Source organism: Streptomyces winkii (genome assembly GCF_032248595.1).
Lineage (GTDB): Bacteria > Actinomycetota > Actinomycetes > Streptomycetales > Streptomycetaceae > Streptomyces > Streptomyces winkii.
This window is the reverse complement of record NZ_JASTTH010000002.1, coordinates 498,633-516,208: the sequence shown is the minus strand read 5'-3', so window position 1 is coordinate 516,208 and position 17,576 is coordinate 498,633. Positions and strand designations below refer to the sequence as shown.

Below are 17,576 nucleotides of genomic sequence, written 5' to 3'. Positions count from 1 at the left end.
CTGTGCGGTACGGCACGGGTGCCGTACCGCACAGCCCGCTCTCACGCCTCACCCGCCGGCCGCGACCTCCGCACGTACGGTCCGGGCCGCCTCGGCCATGTGCTCCAGCGCCTCGCGCACCTCGGGCCAGCCGCGGGTCTTCAGACCGCAGTCCGGGTTGACCCACAGCCGCTCCGGCGGGATCGCGCCGAGGCCCTTGCGCAGCAGCGACGCCATCTCCTCCGTGTCCGGCACCCGCGGCGAGTGGATGTCGTAGACGCCGGGGCCGACCTCGTTCGGGTAGCCGGCGGTGGCGAGTTCGTCCGCGACCTGCATATGGGAACGGGCCGCCTCCAGGCTGATGACGTCGGCGTCGAGATCCGCGATGGCGGAGACGATGTCACCGAACTCCGCGTAGCACATGTGCGTGTGGATCTGCGTGTCCGCGCGTACGGCGCTCGTCGCGAGCCGGAAGGACTCCGTCGCCCACGCCAGGTAGGCGGGGCGCCCAGCGGCCCGCAGCGGCAGCGTCTCGCGCAGCGCGGGCTCGTCGACCTGGATGACGGACGTGCCCGCGGCCTCCAGATCGGCGACCTCGTCGCGCAGCGCGAGGGCGACCTGGCGCGCGGTCTCGGCCTGCGGCTGATCGTCCCGTACGAACGACCACGCGAGCATGGTGACCGGCCCGGTGAGCATGCCCTTGACGGGGCGTGCGGTCTGCGACTGGGCGTAGCGCGTCCACTCCACCGTCATCGGCTCGGGACGTGAGACGTCGCCGGCGAGGATCGGCGGCCGGACGTAGCGGGTGCCGTAGGACTGCACCCAGCCGTGCTGCGTCGCGATGTATCCGCTCAGGCGCTCCGCGAAGTACTGGACCATGTCGTTGCGTTCGGGCTCACCGTGTACCAGGACGTCCAGCCCGGCCCGCTCCTGGAAGGCGAGCACGTCGCGGATCTCCGCGGCGATGCGCCTGTCGTAGCCGTCCGCGTCGAGGCGGCCCGCCCTCAAGTCGGCGCGTGCGGTGCGCAGTTCGCCGGTCTGGGGGAAGGACCCGATGGTGGTGGTGGACAGCGGCGGCAGGTTCAGCCGCGTGCGCTGCGCGGCGGCGCGCTCCGGATAGGGCTGCGGACGACGGCCGTCGGCGTCGGTGACGGCCTCGCTGCGGGCCCGTACCGCGGGGTCCCGGGTCAGCGCGGCGGACGAACGGGAGGCCAGCGCCGCGGAGTTGGCGTGCAGCAGCGCCGCGATGGCGTCGGTGCCCTCGCTCAGCCCCTGCGCCAGGGCGACGGCCTCCTCCGCCTTCTGCCGCGCGAAGGCCAGCCAGCGCGCGACCTGCGGGTCCACGTCGCGCTCGACGGCGGCGTCGAGCGGTACGTGCAGCAGCGAGCAGGACGGTGCGACGTCGACCCGGTCGGCGAAGCCGAGCAGCGAGGCCAGCGTGGACAGCGACCGCTTCAGATCGTTGATCCACACGTTCCGTCCGTCCACCACGCCCGCGACCAGCCGCTTGCCGGGCAGCCCGCCCGCGCGCGCCAGATCCTCCAGGTTGGCGGCGGCCGGTCCCGTGAAGTCCATGGCCAGCCCCTCGACGGGCGACTTGGCCAGTACGGGGAGCGCGTCGCCGAGCCGGTCGAAGTAGGAGGCGACCAGCAGCCGGGGCCGGTCCGTGAGTTCGCCGAGCTCCCGGCAGGCGCGCGCCGCGGCGTTCAGCTCCGCGGACGTACGGTCCGCCACCAGCGCGGGCTCGTCCAGCTGCACCCAGCCGGCACCGGCCGCGCGCAGGTCGGCCAGCACCTCGGCGTAGACGGGAAGCAGCCGGTCCAGCAGGGTCAGCGGTTCGAAGTCCGCGGCGACCCCGGGCGCGGGCTTGGCGAGCAGCAGATACGTGACGGGCCCCACGAGCACGGGCCTGGCCTCGTGGCCCTGGGCGAGGGCCTCCGACACCTCGCCGGTCTGCTTGGCCGAGTCCGCCGTGAAGACGGTGCCGGGCCCCAACTCCGGGACGAGGTAGTGGTAGTTCGTGTCGAACCACTTCGTCATCTCCAGCGGCGCGACGTCCTGCGTGCCGCGCGCCATGGCGAAGTAGCCGTCGAGCGCGTCCGCTTCGAGGGCAGTCCGGTGCCGCTCGGGTACGGCGCCCACCATGACGGTGGTGTCCAGCACGTGGTCGTAGAGGGAGAAGTCTCCCGTGGGCACTTCGTGCACCCCGGCGTCTCCGAGCTGCCGCCAGTTGTCCCGGCGCAGCCCCGCCGCAGTCTCCCGCAGGGCTTCGGCGGAGACGCGGCCCTTCCAGTAGCCCTCGACGGCCTTCTTCAGCTCACGTCCCGGGCCCTGGCGCGGGTAGCCGTGGACTGTGGCGCGCCACGTCCTCGGCGTGCCGGACGCGGACGTCCCTTGACGTGACGCGGGTGACGAGGCTGACGAGGACGCATTCGATGCGCCCGCTGCGGAATTCGGTGTCACTCAACTCTCCTTCGCGAGTCCCGCGGTGACCCGGAGGTACGGGGAGGAGGAGAGGCGACGGCGGCACACACACCACCGCGTGCTGCTCGCCTGTACCGCCGACCCGCCCTCGAGGTCACCGAGATCGCCGCACACGATCCGTGTGCGGGCAGTGGCAGGTCTTCGGACTCGCGGGCTCGCCGTGTCCGTGATCCACGGACCGGCTCCTACTGGCCGTCGCTTCCCGGGCCGCTCGGGCCCAGTGCGTATGACGGCGTTCGTTCCCACTCACCGCTGCGGGGCAGTTCCGGAGTCGCACCGGATTCCCTCTTGCGACGCGCCTGCCTGGCGGACAGGCCGAACCGACTGCTTCTCCAGCGTACGGGGGTGTGTGCCGTACCGGCAAAGGATCGGGACGCGGGGCAGATCATGCGCCGCTGCGGTTCAGGAAGGCCGAGCGGGGCCCGAGGGGGCCGTCGCGGAAGCGGGAGTCGGGACCCTGTCCGGCTCCGCCGGGCGCCCTCTCGCAGGGCCGTCCGGGTCGCGGCGGTGTGGCGCGGGCCGTGGAGCGGCCCGCCGGTTCCAAGCTGCTGCCGGAGACTCGGCGCCCCGCCGGTACGCAGGCCCGCGGGGCGGTCCCCTCCACGAACGCGACTGGAAACGACTGGAGAAGATGACCATGCCACCCCGCACCGCGCCCGCATCCACGGAAGCCCCTGAAGTCCCGGAAGCCGCGGCCGCACCCGACGCCTCCACTCCCGCTGAGACCCCGGCCGAGACCACCGCCGACGCGGCCCAGCTGCCGCCGGAGGCGAACCCCGCCGACCCGCACTTCTGGCAGCTGCCGCACTCCCAGCGGCACGAGGTCTTCGCCATGCTGCGCGAGCGGGAGGCGCCCACGTACTTCGCATATCCGCAGCACGCTCTGCGCAAGCGGCAGCAGCCGGGCTTCTACGCGCTCGTCAGACACGAGCACGTGCAGGAAGCCAGCCGCAACGCGGCGGTGTTCGGGAGCGCGCCGGGCGTCACCACTCCGCATCCCGCGCGCTGGGTCAAGGCCCTCTTCGGGGAGTCCATGGTCAATCTCGACGGCAAGGACCACGCCAGGCTGCGGAAGATCATCTCGCGTGCGTTCAGCCCCCGGCTGCTCGCGGGCGCCGAGAAGGACATCGAGGAGGTCGCCGCCACCGTGGTGGGCGACGCGCTGCGCAAGGACTCCCGCGAGTTCGTGACGGCCGTGGCCTCGCTGGTGCCGTTCGAGGTGGTCTGCAACATGATGGGCATCCCGCAGCGCCACCGGCCCCGCATCCTCGCGCAGCTCAACGACGCGTCGGAGAACATCGGCGTACGTCGCGGAGCCGGCGCCAGGTTCCGCATCCCCGGCAAGGGGCTCCGCGCGCTGGCACGTATGCACGTCATGATCGCCATGCTCGCGCGGGAGCGGCGCCGTAACCCCACCGACGATCTGATCTCGGCCCTCGTGACCGCCGACGTCGACGGGCAGTGCCTGGGCAACCGTCAACTCGGCGCGTTCTTCACGCTGTTGATGGTCGCCGGGGTGGAGACCACGCGGAACGCGATCTCGCACGGGCTCGCGCTGCTCAGCGAGAACCCGGAGCAACGGGAGCTGTGGGAGAGCGACTTCGAGAAGTACGCGGACACCGCGGTGGACGAGATCGTGCGCTGCTCGACGCCCATCATCCAGTTCCGCCGCACGCTGCGTACCGACCACGTCATGGGCGGCCGTACGCTGCGCAAGGGCGACACGGTGGCGCTCTACTACGCCTCCGCCAACCGCGACGAGGCCGTCTTCCCCGACGCGGGCACCTTCGACATCACCCGGGACCCCAACCCCCACCTCGGTTACGGCGGAGGGGGACCCCACTACTGCCTCGGCGCGCACCTCGCCCGCCAGGAACTCAAGGCGCTCTTCCGGCTGTTGCTCACCGACTCCGTCGGCATGCGCGCGGTCGGGCTGCCGGATCTCGTCCCCTCCAGCTTCGACAACCGCATCCGGTCGCTGACGTTCGAGGCCGCCGGTACGGACGGTGCATGACACCCGGCCCGGCCCTGCATGAACGGAGCGAGGCTCCTCGGCCGTCGCCGCGGTGATGTACACCGGGGCGAACGGCCGGGAGCCTCGCAGCGGTCGGGGATGAAGCCGGTCGCCCGGCTCATCCGGCTGGATCAGACGTAGGCGTAGGCCGCCGTCCCTGTACCGAGCCCGCTCGGCGTCACGACCAGCACGTCGGCCGGACCGACCGAACCCGCGGGCGTCACCGCCGTGATCGTCGTGTCATTCACCACCACCAGGCTTGTGGCAGGCGCCCCGTCGAACGTCACCAGGAGCGTCCCGGTGAACCCGGTACCGGTGATCGTCACAGGCGTGCCGCCGGCCGCCGGACCCGACGCGGGAGCCACGGAGATCACCGTCGGCGCCGCCGCGTAGGTGTAGACACCCACGCCGGTACCCGTGCCGCTCGGCGTCGTGACCACGACGTCCGCCGGACCGGGCAACCCCGCCGGAGTCTCCACCGTGATCGTCGTGTCGTTGACGACGACCAAGTCCATCGCCGGCGCCCCGTCGAACGTCACCAGGAGCGCCCCGGTGAACCCGGTACCGGTGATCGTCACGAACTGGCCGCCGCTCAGCGGACCGGACGAGGGAGAGACCGAGACCACCGCCGGCGCCGCCGCGTAGGTGTAGGCACCCACGCCGGTGCCCGTACCGCTCGGCGTCGTCACCGCGACATCCGCCGGACCGGCCGAACCAGCAGGCGTCAGGGCCGTGATCGACGTGTCACTCACCACCACCACACTCGTGGCAGCAGCACCGTCGAACGTCACCGACGTCGCACCCGTGAACCCGGTGCCCGTGATCGTCACCGGCTGACCGCCGGCCACGGGACCCGACGCGGGAGAGACCGAAGTCACCGTCGGCCCCGCCGCATAGGTGTAGACACCCGGGCCGGTGCCCGTACCGCTCGGCGTCGTCACCGCGACATCCGCCGGACCGGCCGAACCAGCAGGCGTCACCGCCGTGATGGTGGTGTCGTTCACCGTGACCACGCTTGTGGCAGCGGCACCGTCGAACGTCACCGACGACACGTTGACGAACCCGGTACCCGTGATCGTCACCGGCTGACCGCCACCCAGCGGACCCGACGACGGAGAGACCGAGACCACCGTCGGCGCCGCCACGTAGGTGTAGACACCCGTCCCGGTACCGGTTCCGCTCGGCGTGGTCACTGCCACGTCCGCCGGACCGGCCACACCCGCAGGCGTCACCGCCGTGATGGTGGTGTCGTTCACCGTGACCACGCTCGTCGCCGCGAGACCGTCGAACGTCACCGACGACACATTGACGAACCCCGTACCCGTGATCGTCACCGGCTGACCACCGCCCAGCGGACCCGACGACGGAGAGACCGAGACCACCGTCGGCGCCGCCACGTAGGTGTAGACACCCACGCCGGTACCCGTACCGCCCGGAGTGGTCACCGCGACATCCGCCGGACCGGCCGAACCCGCAGGCGTCACCGCCGTGATCGTCGTGTCGTTCACCACCGAGACGCCCGTAGCAGGCGCCCCGTCGAACGTCACCGCCGACGCATCGGTGAACCCGGTACCGGTGATCGTCACCGCCTGACCGCCGGCCAGCAGACCGGAGGACGGAGACACCGACGTCACCGTCGGCGCCGCCACGTAGGTGAAAACACCCGTCCCGATGCCCGTGCCGCTCGGCGTCGTGACAGCCACATCCGCGGGACCGGCCGTCCCGGCGGGAGTCACCGCCGTGATCGTGGTGTCGTTCACGACGGTCACGCTCGTGGCAGGTGCACCGTCGAACGTCACCGCCGACACGTTGACGAACCCGGTACCCGTGATCGTCACCGCCAGACCGCCACCCAGCGGACCTGACGGCGGAGAGACCGACGTCACGGTGGGCGCCGCCACATACGTGTACACACCCACGCCGGCACCCGTACCGCTCGGCGTCGTCACCGCGACATCCGCCGGACCGGCCGAACCCGCAGGCGTCACCGCCGTGATCGTCGTGGGGTTCACCACCACCACACTCGTGGCCGCGCCACCGTCGAACATCACCGACGACACGTTGACGAACCCCGTACCCGTGATCGTCACCATCTGGCCGCCGCCCAGCGGACCCGACGACGGAGACACCGACGCCACCGTCGGCGCCGCCACATAGGTGTAGACGCCCGTCCCGGTGCCCGTACCGCCCGGAGTGGTCACCGCGACATCCGCCGGACCGGCCGAACCCGCAGGCGTCACCGCCGTGATCGTCGTGGCATTCACCACCACCACACTGGTCGCGGCAGCACCGTCGAACGTCACCGACGTCGCACCCGTGAACCCCGTGCCCGTGATCGTCACCGACTGACCACCGGCCAGCAGACCGGAGGACGGAGACACCGACGTCACCGTCGGCACCGCCACGTAGGTGTAGACACCCGTCCCGGTGCCGGTGCCGCCCGGCGTGGTCACCGCCACATTCGCGGGACCAAGCGTCCCGACCGGAGTCACCGCCGTGATCGTCGCGTCATTCACCACCACGACACTTGTGGCCGCAAGACCGTTGAAGGTCACCGCCGTCGCACCCGTGAACCCGCTACCCGTGATCGTCACCGACTGCCCACCGGCCAGCGGACCTGTCGGCGGCGAGACCGAGACCACCGTGGGAATCGGCGCGTACGTGTACACACCCGGGCCGGTGCCCGTACCGCTCGGGGTCGTGACCGCGACATCCGCCGGACCGGCCGACCCCGCAGGCGTCACCGCCGTGATCGACGTGTCACTCACCACCACGACGCTCGTCGCAGCAACGCCGTCGAAGGTCACCGACGACACGTTGACGAACCCGGTACCCGTGATCGTCACCGACTGACCACCGGCCACGGGACCCGACGCGGGGGACACAGAGGTCACCGTCGGGACGCCGACGTACGTGTAGACGCCCGTCCCGGTGCCGGTGCCGCCCGGCGTGGTCACCGCGACATCCGCCGGACCGGCCGAACCCGCAGGTGTCACCGCCGTGATCGTCGTGGCATTCACCACCACGACGCCGGTTGCCGCGGCGCCGTCGAACGTCACCGACGTCGCACCCGTGAACCCGGTGCCCGTGATCGTCACCGGCTGACCGCCGCCCAGCGGACCGGACGAGGGCGCGACCGACGTCACCGTCGGCGCCACCACGTATGTGTACACACCCGTCCCGGTGCCGGTGCCGCCCGGTGTGGTCACCGCGACATCCGCGGGACCGACTGTCCCGGCAGGCGTCACCGCTGTGATCGACGTGTCATTCACCACCACCACACTCGTGGCCGCGGCACCGTCGAACGTCACCGCCGTCGCACCCGTGAACCCGGTGCCCGTGATCGTCACCGCCTGGCCGCCGCCCAGCGGGCCCGACGCGGGAGAGACCGACGTCACCGTCGGGACCGGCACGTAGGTGTAGACACCCACGCCGGTACCGGTGCCGCTCGGGGTCGTGACCGCGACATCCGCAGGACCGACCGCGCCGGCGGGAGTCACCGCCGTGATCGACGTGTCACTCACCACCACCACACTCGTGGCAGCAGCGCCGTCGAACGTCACCGACGACACGTTGACGAACCCGGTACCGGTGATCGTCACCGCCTGACCACCCGTCAGCGGGCCCGACGCGGGAGAGACCGACGTCACCGTCGGGACCCCGACGTAGGTGTAGACGCCCGTCCCGGTGCCCGTACCGCCTGGGGTCGTCACCGCCACATCCGCCGGACCGGCCGAACCCGCGGGCGTCGCCGCCGTGATCGTCGTGGCATTCACCACCACGACGCCGGTGGCCGCGGCGCCGTCGAACGTCACCGACGTCGCGCCCGTGAACCCGGTACCTGTGATCGTCACCGCCTGACCGCCGCCCAGCGGACCCGAGGACGGAGACACCGACGTCACCGTGGGGATCGGCGCGTACGTGTACACACCCACGCCGGTACCGGTGCCGCCCGGAGTGGTCACCGCGACATCCGCCGGACCGGCCGAACCCGCGGGCGTCACCGCCGTGATCGTCGTGGCATTCACCACCACCACACTGGTCGCGGCGGCACCGTCGAACGTCACCGACGTCGCGCCCGTGAACCCGGTACCTGTGATCGTCACCGCCTGACCGCCGGCCAGCGGACCCGAGGACGGAGACACAGACGTCACCGTGGGAACGGGCGCATAGGTGTACACACCCACGCCGGTGCCCGTACCGCTCGGCGTCGTGACCGCCACATCAGCCGGACCGGCCGTCCCGGCAGGTGTCACCGCCGTGATCGTCGTGGCGTTCACCACGACGACGCCTGTGGCAGCAACGCCGTCGAACGTCACCGACGACACGTTGACGAATCCGGTACCGGTGATCGTCACCGACTGACCACCGGTCAGCGGGCCCGCGGAGGGCGAGACCGAGACCACTGTCGGCGCCGCCACGTAGGTGTAGACACCCGTCCCGGTGCCCGTACCGCCCGGAGTCGTGACCGCCACATCAGCCGGACCGGCCGAACCCGCAGGCGTCACCGCCGTGATCGTCGTGGCATTCACCACCACCACGCTCGTCGCCGCGACGCCGTCGAACGTCACCGACGTCGCACCCGTGAACCCGGTACCTGTGATCGTCACCGACTGACCGCCGCCCAGCGGACCGGACGACGGAGAAACCGACGTCACCGTCGGCGCCACCACGTACGTGTACACACCGACCCCGGTGCCCGTACCGCCCGGAGTGGTCACGGCGACATCCGCCGGACCGACTGTCCCGGCGGGCGTCACCGCCGTGATCGTCGTGGCATTCACCACCACCACGCTCGTCGCCGCAGCGCCGTCGAACGTCACCGACGTGGCACCCGTGAACCCCGTGCCCGTGATCGTCACCGACTGACCGCCGCCCAGCGGACCCGACGAGGGAGAAACCGACGTCACCGTCGGCGCCACCACATAGGTGTACACACCGACCCCGGTGCCCGTACCGCTGGGCGTCGTGACCGCGACATCCGCCGGACCGGTTGAACCCGCGGGCGTCACCGCCGTGATCTGCGTGGACGAAACCACCACCACGCTCGTGGCCGCGGCACCGTCGAACGTCACCGACGACACGTTGACGAACCCGGTACCCGTGATCGTCACCGCCTGACCACCGCCCACCGGTCCGGACGGCGGCGAAACCGAGGTCACCGTCGGCAGTGGCACGTACGTGTAGACACCCACGCCGGTACCGGTGCCGCTCGGAGTCGTGACCGCGACATCCGCAGGACCGGCCGAACCCGCGGGCGTCACCGCCGTGATGGTGGTGTCGTTCACCACGACCACGCTCGTGGCCGCGGCGCCGTCGAACGTCACCGCGGTCGCGCCCGTGAACCCGGTGCCCGTGATCGTCACCGACTGACCACCGGCCAGCGGACCCGACGAGGGAGAAACCGATGCCACCGTCGGCGCCACCACGTACGTGTACACACCGACCCCGGTGCCCGTACCGCCCGGAGTGGTCACCGCGACATCCGCGGGACCGGCCGACCCGGCGGGCGTCACCGCCGTGATCGTCGTGGCATTCACCACCACGACACCCGTCGCAGGCGCCCCGTCGAACGTCACCGCCGTCGCGCCCGTGAACCCCGTGCCCGTGATCGTCACCGACTGACCACCGGCCACCGGACCGGACGACGGAGAAACCGACGTCACCGTCGGCACCGCCGCATACGTGTACACACCCACGCCGGTGCCCGTACCGCCCGGAGTGGTCACCGCGACGTTCGCCGGACCGACCGAACCCGCAGGCGTCACCGCCGTGATGGTGGTGTCGTTCACCACGACCACGCTCGTGGCCGCGGCACCGTCGAACGTCACCGACGTCGCACCCGTGAACCCCGTGCCCGTGATCGTCACCGACTGACCACCGGCCAGCGGGCCCGACGACGGAGAAACCGACGTCACCGTCGGCACCGGGAAGTACTGGTACGCGATGCCGTTGCTTGTGCCGCTGGGCGCCACAACGGTCACCAGCACCGAACCGGTCCCCGGCGGAGCCACGGCATCGATCGTCCTGTCAGTGAGCACGGTGAAACTGGTGGCGTTGGTGCTGCCGAACTTCACAGCCGTGGCACCGGTGAAACCGACGCCGGTGATCCTTACCGTCGTGCCGCCCGAACTAGGTCCGGCCGTCGGGGAGATGGTCTGGATGACCGGCCCCGCCGGCGACCCCGCGTATGTAAAGGCCTTGCCGTTGCTGGTGCCGCTGGGATTCACCACCGTGACCAGGACCGAACCGGTCCCGGGCGGAACGGTGGCGTTGATCACTCCGTCGGTGATCACAGTGAAAGTGGCGCTGGTGCTGCCGAAGTTCACGGCAGTCGCACCCGTGAAACCGGAACCGATGATCCTTACGAGGGCACCGGGAGATGCAGTGGAGGGCTGGATGAGATTGATCGTTGGTGCTGGCACTTGCAGCCTCCTCCGAAGGGAAGATTCCAGGCCGGAGGCTCCACTCGCCCGGACCCGCCCCGTCAACTCGCCGCCCGTGCCCGGGTGGTGCACGGCAGGAGAGGGGCGTCTGGACAGTTGAGTCAGTTGAGTCGGGTGGAGCCCACTACCTCTTGCCGCAATAGAAACGAACGGGAGACACACCCCGAAAGGAGTGAAATCGGGTAGATGATGCATACGTGGTGAATACGACAATCCCACGAAGGATCGAGTGCATCAGTTCACGCCGGAGTACGCCCCTGCACCAGCTCTTGCCGCTTCCCCCAAGTGCCCCCGCTCGCAAGGCAGTTCGGGACGCGGGTACGTGAAGGACCCCAGGAACCGCCTCACCGCGCGGCACATCCGGTCGCCGTCGACTCCCGCCCGTCGAGGCGCCGTTCGGGCCGACGGCGCGCCCGTCGCCGTTCAGCGGGGACCGGGCACCGCTTCCGCAACGGGTGCCTGAAGGCTCCCCCGGCGGCCTTCGAAAAATTCACGCCGGGCCGCTTCACGGGCCCGGCGTGGCCGTGTTCACTGACGTATGTCCCTCATCAGATCCATGTCCTTCATCCGTTTCATGTCCCTCATGTCTTCATCGCGTTCTTCGTGTACGAGTCACCAGGTTCCGTTCCGCCATTTCGTGCCGAACACGGTAAGCGGTCGCTCGTCAACGGCGACTCACGAGTAGATTTTTTGCTTCGCATTGCGGCACAACCGTTTTCCAGCGGTACCGACTGCACTACGTTGTCAGGCGCGTACACCCCGCGAACCGGTCGGGTCAGACCAGCCCGTCTGACGGTTCTCCCGTTACGGGTCAGATCTGCGCCGTGAGCGATGCCCGTACGGAGGGCAGCCCGCGCTCACTGGAGACGCCCGCCCGAAAGCTTCGACTTCGCGTGGCGACGGACAGTTGAACAGCGAGCTCAAGCACCGCCCAGGACCAGGCGCCACTGCTCACCGCTCCTGACCGCCGGCGGCTGCTCCGCGACAGCACTTCCGGCTCCACTGCGAATTGGTGGATCGGCGACTTCAGCACCCGCGTTAGCTGCCTTGAAAGAGAAATCATGAAAAGACCTCGCATTGCGGTATCCCCCCTCGCGGCCGTCGCGTGCGCGCTCGCCATTACGGCGACCGCGTGCAACGGCCTGAACAGCGCGTCCGGCGAACAGGAGTTCAGCGGCAAGACCCTCACGGTCGCCGGCTCCTGGGCGGGCGCCGAGGGCAAGAACTTCAAAAAGGTGCTCAACGGCTTCTCCAAGAAGACCGGCGCCAAGGTGAAGTTCCTCTCCAGCCGCGCGCAAGGCCGTGACGATTTCGCCTTGTTCATCCGCGATCTGCGCAAGAGCGGCAAAACGCCCGACGTGGCGATGGTGCCGCAGGTGGGCGTGCTCCAGCAGTTCGCGCAGAAGGGTTGGCTGGAGCCGCTGCCGCCGAACGTCGAGCTGGAGGCGGCCCGCAACTTCGCGCTGGTGTGGCAGAACTACGGCAGCGTGCGACGGATCTTCTACGGTCTCTACTTCAAGGCATCGCACAAGTCGACCGTCTGGTACGACCCGAAGGCCTTCAAGAAGGCCGGCATCGAGCCCCCGAAGGACTACACGGAGATGGTCGACAGCGGGGCGAAGCTCGCACAGCAGCAGGGCACCTCGGCCTTCTCGGTGGCGGGCAAGGACGCCTGGCCGCTGACCGACTGGTTCGAGAACATCTACCTCGCCCAGGCCGGGCCCGCGAACTACGCGAAGCTGGCGACGAACGAGATCGGCTGGACCGACCCCACCGTCATCAAGGCCCTGAAGACCTTCGGCAAGCTCTTCAAGGACAAGGACATGGTCGCCGGCGGCGGAACCGAGGCGCTGCGCACCGACCTCAACGAGTCCGTCGGCGCCGTCTACGGCAAGGACCCCAAGGCCGCGATGGTCTACGAGGGCGACTTCGTGGCCGGGATCATATCCGGCGCGTTCAAGCGGAAGGTCGACGAGGACGCCGACTTCTTCTCCTTCCCGCCGGCTTCCAAGGGCAAGCAGCCGCCCGTGATCAGCGGCGGTGACGCGGCGGTCGCCATGAAGGAGGGCAAGAACAAGGACATGGCCATGTCCTTCATCGAGTACCTGGCCAGCCCGAAGGCGGCGGAGATCTGGGCCAAGGAGGGCGGGTTCCTCTCCCCCAACATCAACCTGAACCTCAACGCCTACCCGGACGAGACGACCCGCAAGGTCGCCAAGTCCCTTGTGGACGCGGGCGAGGCCGTGCAGTTCGACATGTCCGACCAGGCGCCCGGCGACTTCGGCGGCAAGCCCGGGGCGGGCGAGTGGCAGCTCCTCCAGGAGTTCATCCGCGATCCGTCCAACCCGAAGGCGACGGCCGAGAAGCTCGACCAGGCGGCAGCAAAGGCTTACCTGGACGCATCGGCCACGGGCACTACGGGCTGACGTCCGGGCACCGCCACGCTCAGACCGTCACGCCGCCGCTGCCGGCACGGCGGCGGCTCCTCGCCGCGCGCTCGCGAGCACCGCCATGTGACGACCGTGTGACGTGTCACAGACAACGCATGCCTGTGTGTGGGAGCTTCAACTCCGTTACTCATCAGTAGAGTTGGTGAGATTCCGAGGGTGAGGTCCGGTCGGGATGCGGACCACACCGGCAGCCGCCGCGACTCCCGCGGCCGTACGCCGGGTGGTACCGCGGGTGCGGCCCGGACATCGGGCTCGGGACGGCCGGACCGCGGCGGGAGAGGAACGGATGAGCACTTCGGAAGCCACCACACTGGAGGAGCTGGTCGACACCGACCGGTATCCCCTCATGGACCTCGACAGCGCCGGAGGACGCGCCGTCCTCTCCCGGGCCAGGAACGACCTCCTGGCCGAAGGCTGCACCGTCCTGCCGGACTTCATCCGCCCGTCCTTGCAGGAGACGCTCCAGCAGGAGGGCGCCCACATGGCGCCGCGGGCGCACTTCGACGTCGCGACGGTCAACGTCTACAACATGGCCGTCGGCCCGGACCTCCCCGAGGACCACCCGGGGCGCATGGCCTTCGAGCGCGGCAACGCCTTCGTCCCGCGCGACCGCATCCCCTCCGGCTCCCTCATCAGCCGCCTCTACGCCGACGAGGTGTTCCAGCGCTTCGTCGCCCGCTGCTTCGAACTCGACGAGCTGCACGAGCTGGCGGACCCGCTCTCCGGGCTCGTGCTCAACGTCGTCGAGCCGGGCATGGAGCACCCCTGGCACTTCGACACCAACGAGTTCACCGTCAGCATGCTCACTCAGGAGGCGCAGGAGGGCGGCGTCTTCGAGTACTGCCCGAACATCCGCTCCGCGCAGGACGAGAACTTCGACGGCGTACGGGACGTACTCCACGGCAGGGGCGGCGAGTCGACGCGGCGCCTGACCCTGCGGCCCGGCGATCTCCAGCTCTTCAAGGGCCGCTTCTCCCTGCACCGCGTCAGCCCCGTGCGCGGCGCGCTCGCGCGCCACTCGGCGATCTTCGCGTACAGCGAGCGCCCCGGGGTGGTGGGAAGCGTGTCACGGACCCGGCAGCTCTTCGGACGGGTGCTGCCGGCGCATCTGGAGGCCGAGGGCCGCGCGGTGCGCGGCGACCGGCTCCTCGACTAGGCGTGTCCGCAGGCCCGGCGAACGAGAGTTGACGCCCGTCGCGGCGGAGGGCCGCCCGGCCGCGCGGGCCCCTCCACGCCGTGCCGGGGACCCTGTGAGCCCTCCTCGGCGCTGCGCCGGGGACTCCCAGCGCCCTCAGCCCCGCACCCGCACCCGCCGCGAATCCTCCCCGCCACCCCACAGGAGCAGATCCGTGCGCTTCGACGCCACCGGAAAAGTCACGCTCGACCACATCTACAACCAGCCCGATCCCCGTGCGTACTTCAGGGAGTTGCGCAAGCTCGACTACTGCGTGCCGCAGCAGGCCAAGCCGTACTTCGCGAAGCTCATCGAGGAGTACCGCGACGCGGCGCAGGTGGCGGTGCCCAAGGTGCTGGACATCGGCTGCTCGTACGGCATCAACGCCGCACTGCTCAAGTACGACGTGACCATGGACGCGCTCTACGCCCGCTACTGCGACGAACACCTCGGCACCGGCGGGCAGTCCGGCGGCGGCCGGCGCGCCGAGGAGACCCCCGAGGCGCTGCTGGCCCGCGACCGCAAGCTGGCCCGCGCGCACAGACCGGCGCGCCCCGTCAGCTTCGTGGGCCTGGACACCTCGGGCAGCGCGCTCGCGTACGCGCTGGAGGCGGGCTTCCTCGACGACATCGTGCACGCCGATCTGGAGCAGGACGACCCGTCGCCGCGGCAGCGCGCGCGGTTCGCCGGCACGGATCTGGTGATCTCGACGGGGTGCATCGGTTATGTCACCGAGCGCACTCTTACGCGTATCGTCCGCTCCATGGGCGGCCACCGGCCGTGGATGGCGCACTTCGTGCTGCGCATGTTCCCGTTCGACCCCGTCGAGCGGGCGCTGGAGGAGCTGGGATACAGCACCGTATGCGTCGACGACGTCTTCCGGCAGCGCCGGTTCGCCTCGCCGCAGGAGCAGACGCAGGTGCTGGAGACCATGAAGGAAGCCGGAGTGGACGCCGACGGCCTGGAGGCGGACGGCTGGCTCCACGCGCGGCTGTATCTTTCCCGTCCGTCCGGCACCGCCGGATGGCCCTGGTCCCCGGAACGCCTCGCGCGGGAAAGCGCGTCCGCACTGGAGAGGCGGGCCGGCGCACCGGCCACACCACCCACCGACGAACCGAAGTGAGAGCGGAATTGAACACCAGTCAGGGAAGCGCGAACAGGACGAGCGCGACGACCAACCCCACCTTCGCGCAGGAGGACTCCCTGCCGCGCGTGCCGCTGCCCACGCTGGAGGCCAGCTGCGAGAGGCTCATCGCCTGGTGCGCCCCGCTGCTCTCCCCGGACGAACTGGCCGCGACGGAGGCGGAGGTGGCCGCCTTCCTCTCCCCCGAGGGGCCGGGCCGTACGCTGCACGCGGCGCTGGAGGAGTACGACTCCTCGGAGGGCGTGCACAGTTGGCTCGACACCTTCTGGCCGTACCGCTATCTGGGGCGGCGTGACCGCATCGCGCTCAACGCCAACTTCTTCTTCCTCTTCAGGGATTCGGACGAGGCGCAGGTGGAGCGGGCCGCCGGACTCGTCGCGGGCGCCCTCGACTTCAAGCGGCAGATCGACGAGGAGCTGATCCCGCCCGTCGTGCAGCGGGGGAAGCCGCAGTCGATGGAGCAGCTGAAGTACCTCTTCTCCAGCACCCGGATTCCCGGGGCCGAGCAGGACACCTCCCGCACGCCGTACTCGCAGGAGCGGCCCGGTCCCTCGCGGGCGCGGCACATCCTGGTCTTCTACCGGGGCAACACCTTCCGCATGGACGTCATCGGCGAGGACGGTGCGCCGCACAGCCTGGAGGACCTGGAGGCGGGGCTGCGCGAGGTGATGAAGGCCGGCGCCGAACCGGCCGCGGACGGCTCACGGGTGGGTCATCTGACCACCATGGCCCGCGCGGAGTGGGCGCGGGCGCGGGCGTCGCTCCTGGACTGCGCCCCGGGCAACGCGGAGGCGCTGCGTACCGTCGAGGACGCGCTGTTCTGCGTCTGCCTGGAGGACTTCGCCCCCTCGGGCGTCCAGGAGGCGTGCGACGAGCTGCTGTACGGCGACCGCGGCAACCGCTGGTTCGACAAGGCCGTCTCCTTCGTCGTCTTCGAGGACGGCCGTGCCGGGCTGAACGTGGAGCACTGCCAGCTGGACGGCACCACCATCCTCAGCTTCGTCGACGCGCTGCTGCCCGTGCCGGCGGCGGTGCACTCCGAGCAGTCCGGCGCGCGCACGCAGGGCCCGCCGGCCGCGGAGCCGGTGGAGTTCGAGCTGGACGACGCCCTCCGGGACCAAGTCCGGTCCGCCGCCGAGGCGTTCGCGGAGTACGGGCGGAGCACCGCCACGCGCACCGTCTCCTTCGGCGACTTCGGCAGCAACCACGCGAAGGCGCTCGGCGTCTCGCCGGACGCCTTCGTGCAGGCCGCGTACCAGCTGGCCCACAAGCGCGCCAAGGGTCATCTGGGCGCCACGTACGAGTCGATCGCCACGCGGCAGTACAAGCACGGCCGTACGGAGGCGATGCGGGTCGTGACCCCGGAGATGGTCGCGTTCGTGGAGGCGATGGAGGACCCGGAGGCGGACGAGGCGACGCGGCGTGCCGCGCTGCGCGCCGCCGCGGCCGCGCACGTCGAGCGTGCCAAGGAGTGCCAGGCCGTCGAGGCGCCCGAACAGCACCTGTGGGAGCTGGAGTTGATCCAGCGACGGCGCGGTGCGGAGCTGGGCGTGCGGGAGCAGCCGTCGCTCTTCCGCAGCGCGGGCTGGCTGACGATGCGGGACGACTACCTGAGCACCAGCTCGGCGCCGTCCACCAACATCCAGTTCTTCGGGTTCGGTTCGACGAGCAGCCGCTGCATCGGCGTCGCGTACGTGCTGCTGCCGGAGCGCTTCAACCTCTATCTGAGCACGCCGCTCACCGTGGCGGACCAGATGCACGCGTTCGCCGGGGAGTTGCGTGAGGCGGTGACCGAACTGCGGGAGCTGCTCGCCGAGTAGCGCACCGCGGGAGGGCGCTCACGCCGGGCCGGTACGGGCAATTCCCGTACCGGCCCGGTCTCGTG

General features: G+C 70.4%; 7 protein-coding genes and 1 riboswitch. Of the genes, 5 read left to right on the top strand and 2 right to left on the bottom strand.

The window, feature by feature from the left end; genetic code table 11:
- Positions 1-48 precede the first annotated feature (48 nt).
- On the bottom strand, positions 49-2,442 hold the full coding sequence (gene metE, locus QQM67_RS06545) for a 5-methyltetrahydropteroyltriglutamate--homocysteine S-methyltransferase (RefSeq protein ID WP_314172647.1): 2,394 nt from the start codon (positions 2,440-2,442) through the stop codon (positions 49-51).
- Between the two features lie 136 nt (positions 2,443-2,578).
- Positions 2,579-2,804, bottom strand: a riboswitch (cobalamin riboswitch).
- A gap of 290 nt (positions 2,805-3,094) precedes the next feature.
- Here metE and QQM67_RS06540 point away from each other — a divergent pair.
- A complete protein-coding gene (locus tag QQM67_RS06540) occupies positions 3,095-4,477 on the top strand; it encodes a cytochrome P450 (RefSeq protein WP_314172646.1) in 1,383 nt (460 codons plus the stop codon).
- A 131-nt stretch (positions 4,478-4,608) separates the two neighbouring features.
- On the opposite strand, the gene QQM67_RS06535 is transcribed toward QQM67_RS06540, so the two are convergent.
- Complete coding sequence (locus tag QQM67_RS06535; protein WP_314172645.1) at positions 4,609-11,118, bottom strand: IPT/TIG domain-containing protein; 6,510 nt, start codon at positions 11,116-11,118, stop codon at positions 4,609-4,611.
- A gap of 866 nt (positions 11,119-11,984) precedes the next feature.
- Here QQM67_RS06535 and QQM67_RS06530 point away from each other — a divergent pair.
- The 4 genes from QQM67_RS06530 (at position 11,985) to QQM67_RS06515 (ending at position 17,511) form a co-directional block, all read left to right on the top strand.
- Positions 11,985-13,349, top strand: a complete 1,365-nt coding sequence (locus QQM67_RS06530) for an ABC transporter substrate-binding protein (RefSeq protein ID WP_314172644.1) — start codon at positions 11,985-11,987, stop codon at positions 13,347-13,349.
- 310 nt (positions 13,350-13,659) lie between these two features.
- A complete protein-coding gene (locus QQM67_RS06525) occupies positions 13,660-14,529 on the top strand; it encodes a HalD/BesD family halogenase (RefSeq protein WP_314172643.1) in 870 nt (289 codons plus the stop codon).
- Between the two features lie 193 nt (positions 14,530-14,722).
- The gene (locus QQM67_RS06520) at positions 14,723-15,670 is read left to right on the top strand and encodes a class I SAM-dependent methyltransferase (RefSeq protein ID WP_314172642.1); all 948 of its coding nucleotides are present in this window, start codon (positions 14,723-14,725) and stop codon (positions 15,668-15,670) included.
- Positions 15,671-15,678: 8 nt separating this feature from the next.
- Positions 15,679-17,511, top strand: coding sequence for a choline/carnitine O-acyltransferase (locus QQM67_RS06515; RefSeq protein WP_314172641.1), 1,833 nt, complete (start codon positions 15,679-15,681; stop codon positions 17,509-17,511).
- Positions 17,512-17,576: the final 65 nt, after the last annotated feature.

Coding starts and splice junctions, on each gene's coding strand:
- QQM67_RS06540 (WP_314172646.1), top strand. CDS start 3,095: ATGACCATGCCACCCCGCACCGCGCCCGCATCCACGGAAGCCCCTGAA.
- QQM67_RS06525 (WP_314172643.1), top strand. CDS start 13,660: ATGAGCACTTCGGAAGCCACCACACTGGAGGAGCTGGTCGACACCGAC.
- QQM67_RS06530 (WP_314172644.1), top strand. CDS start 11,985: ATGAAAAGACCTCGCATTGCGGTATCCCCCCTCGCGGCCGTCGCGTGC.
- QQM67_RS06535 (WP_314172645.1), bottom strand. CDS start 11,118: ATGCATCATCTACCCGATTTCACTCCTTTCGGGGTGTGTCTCCCGTTC.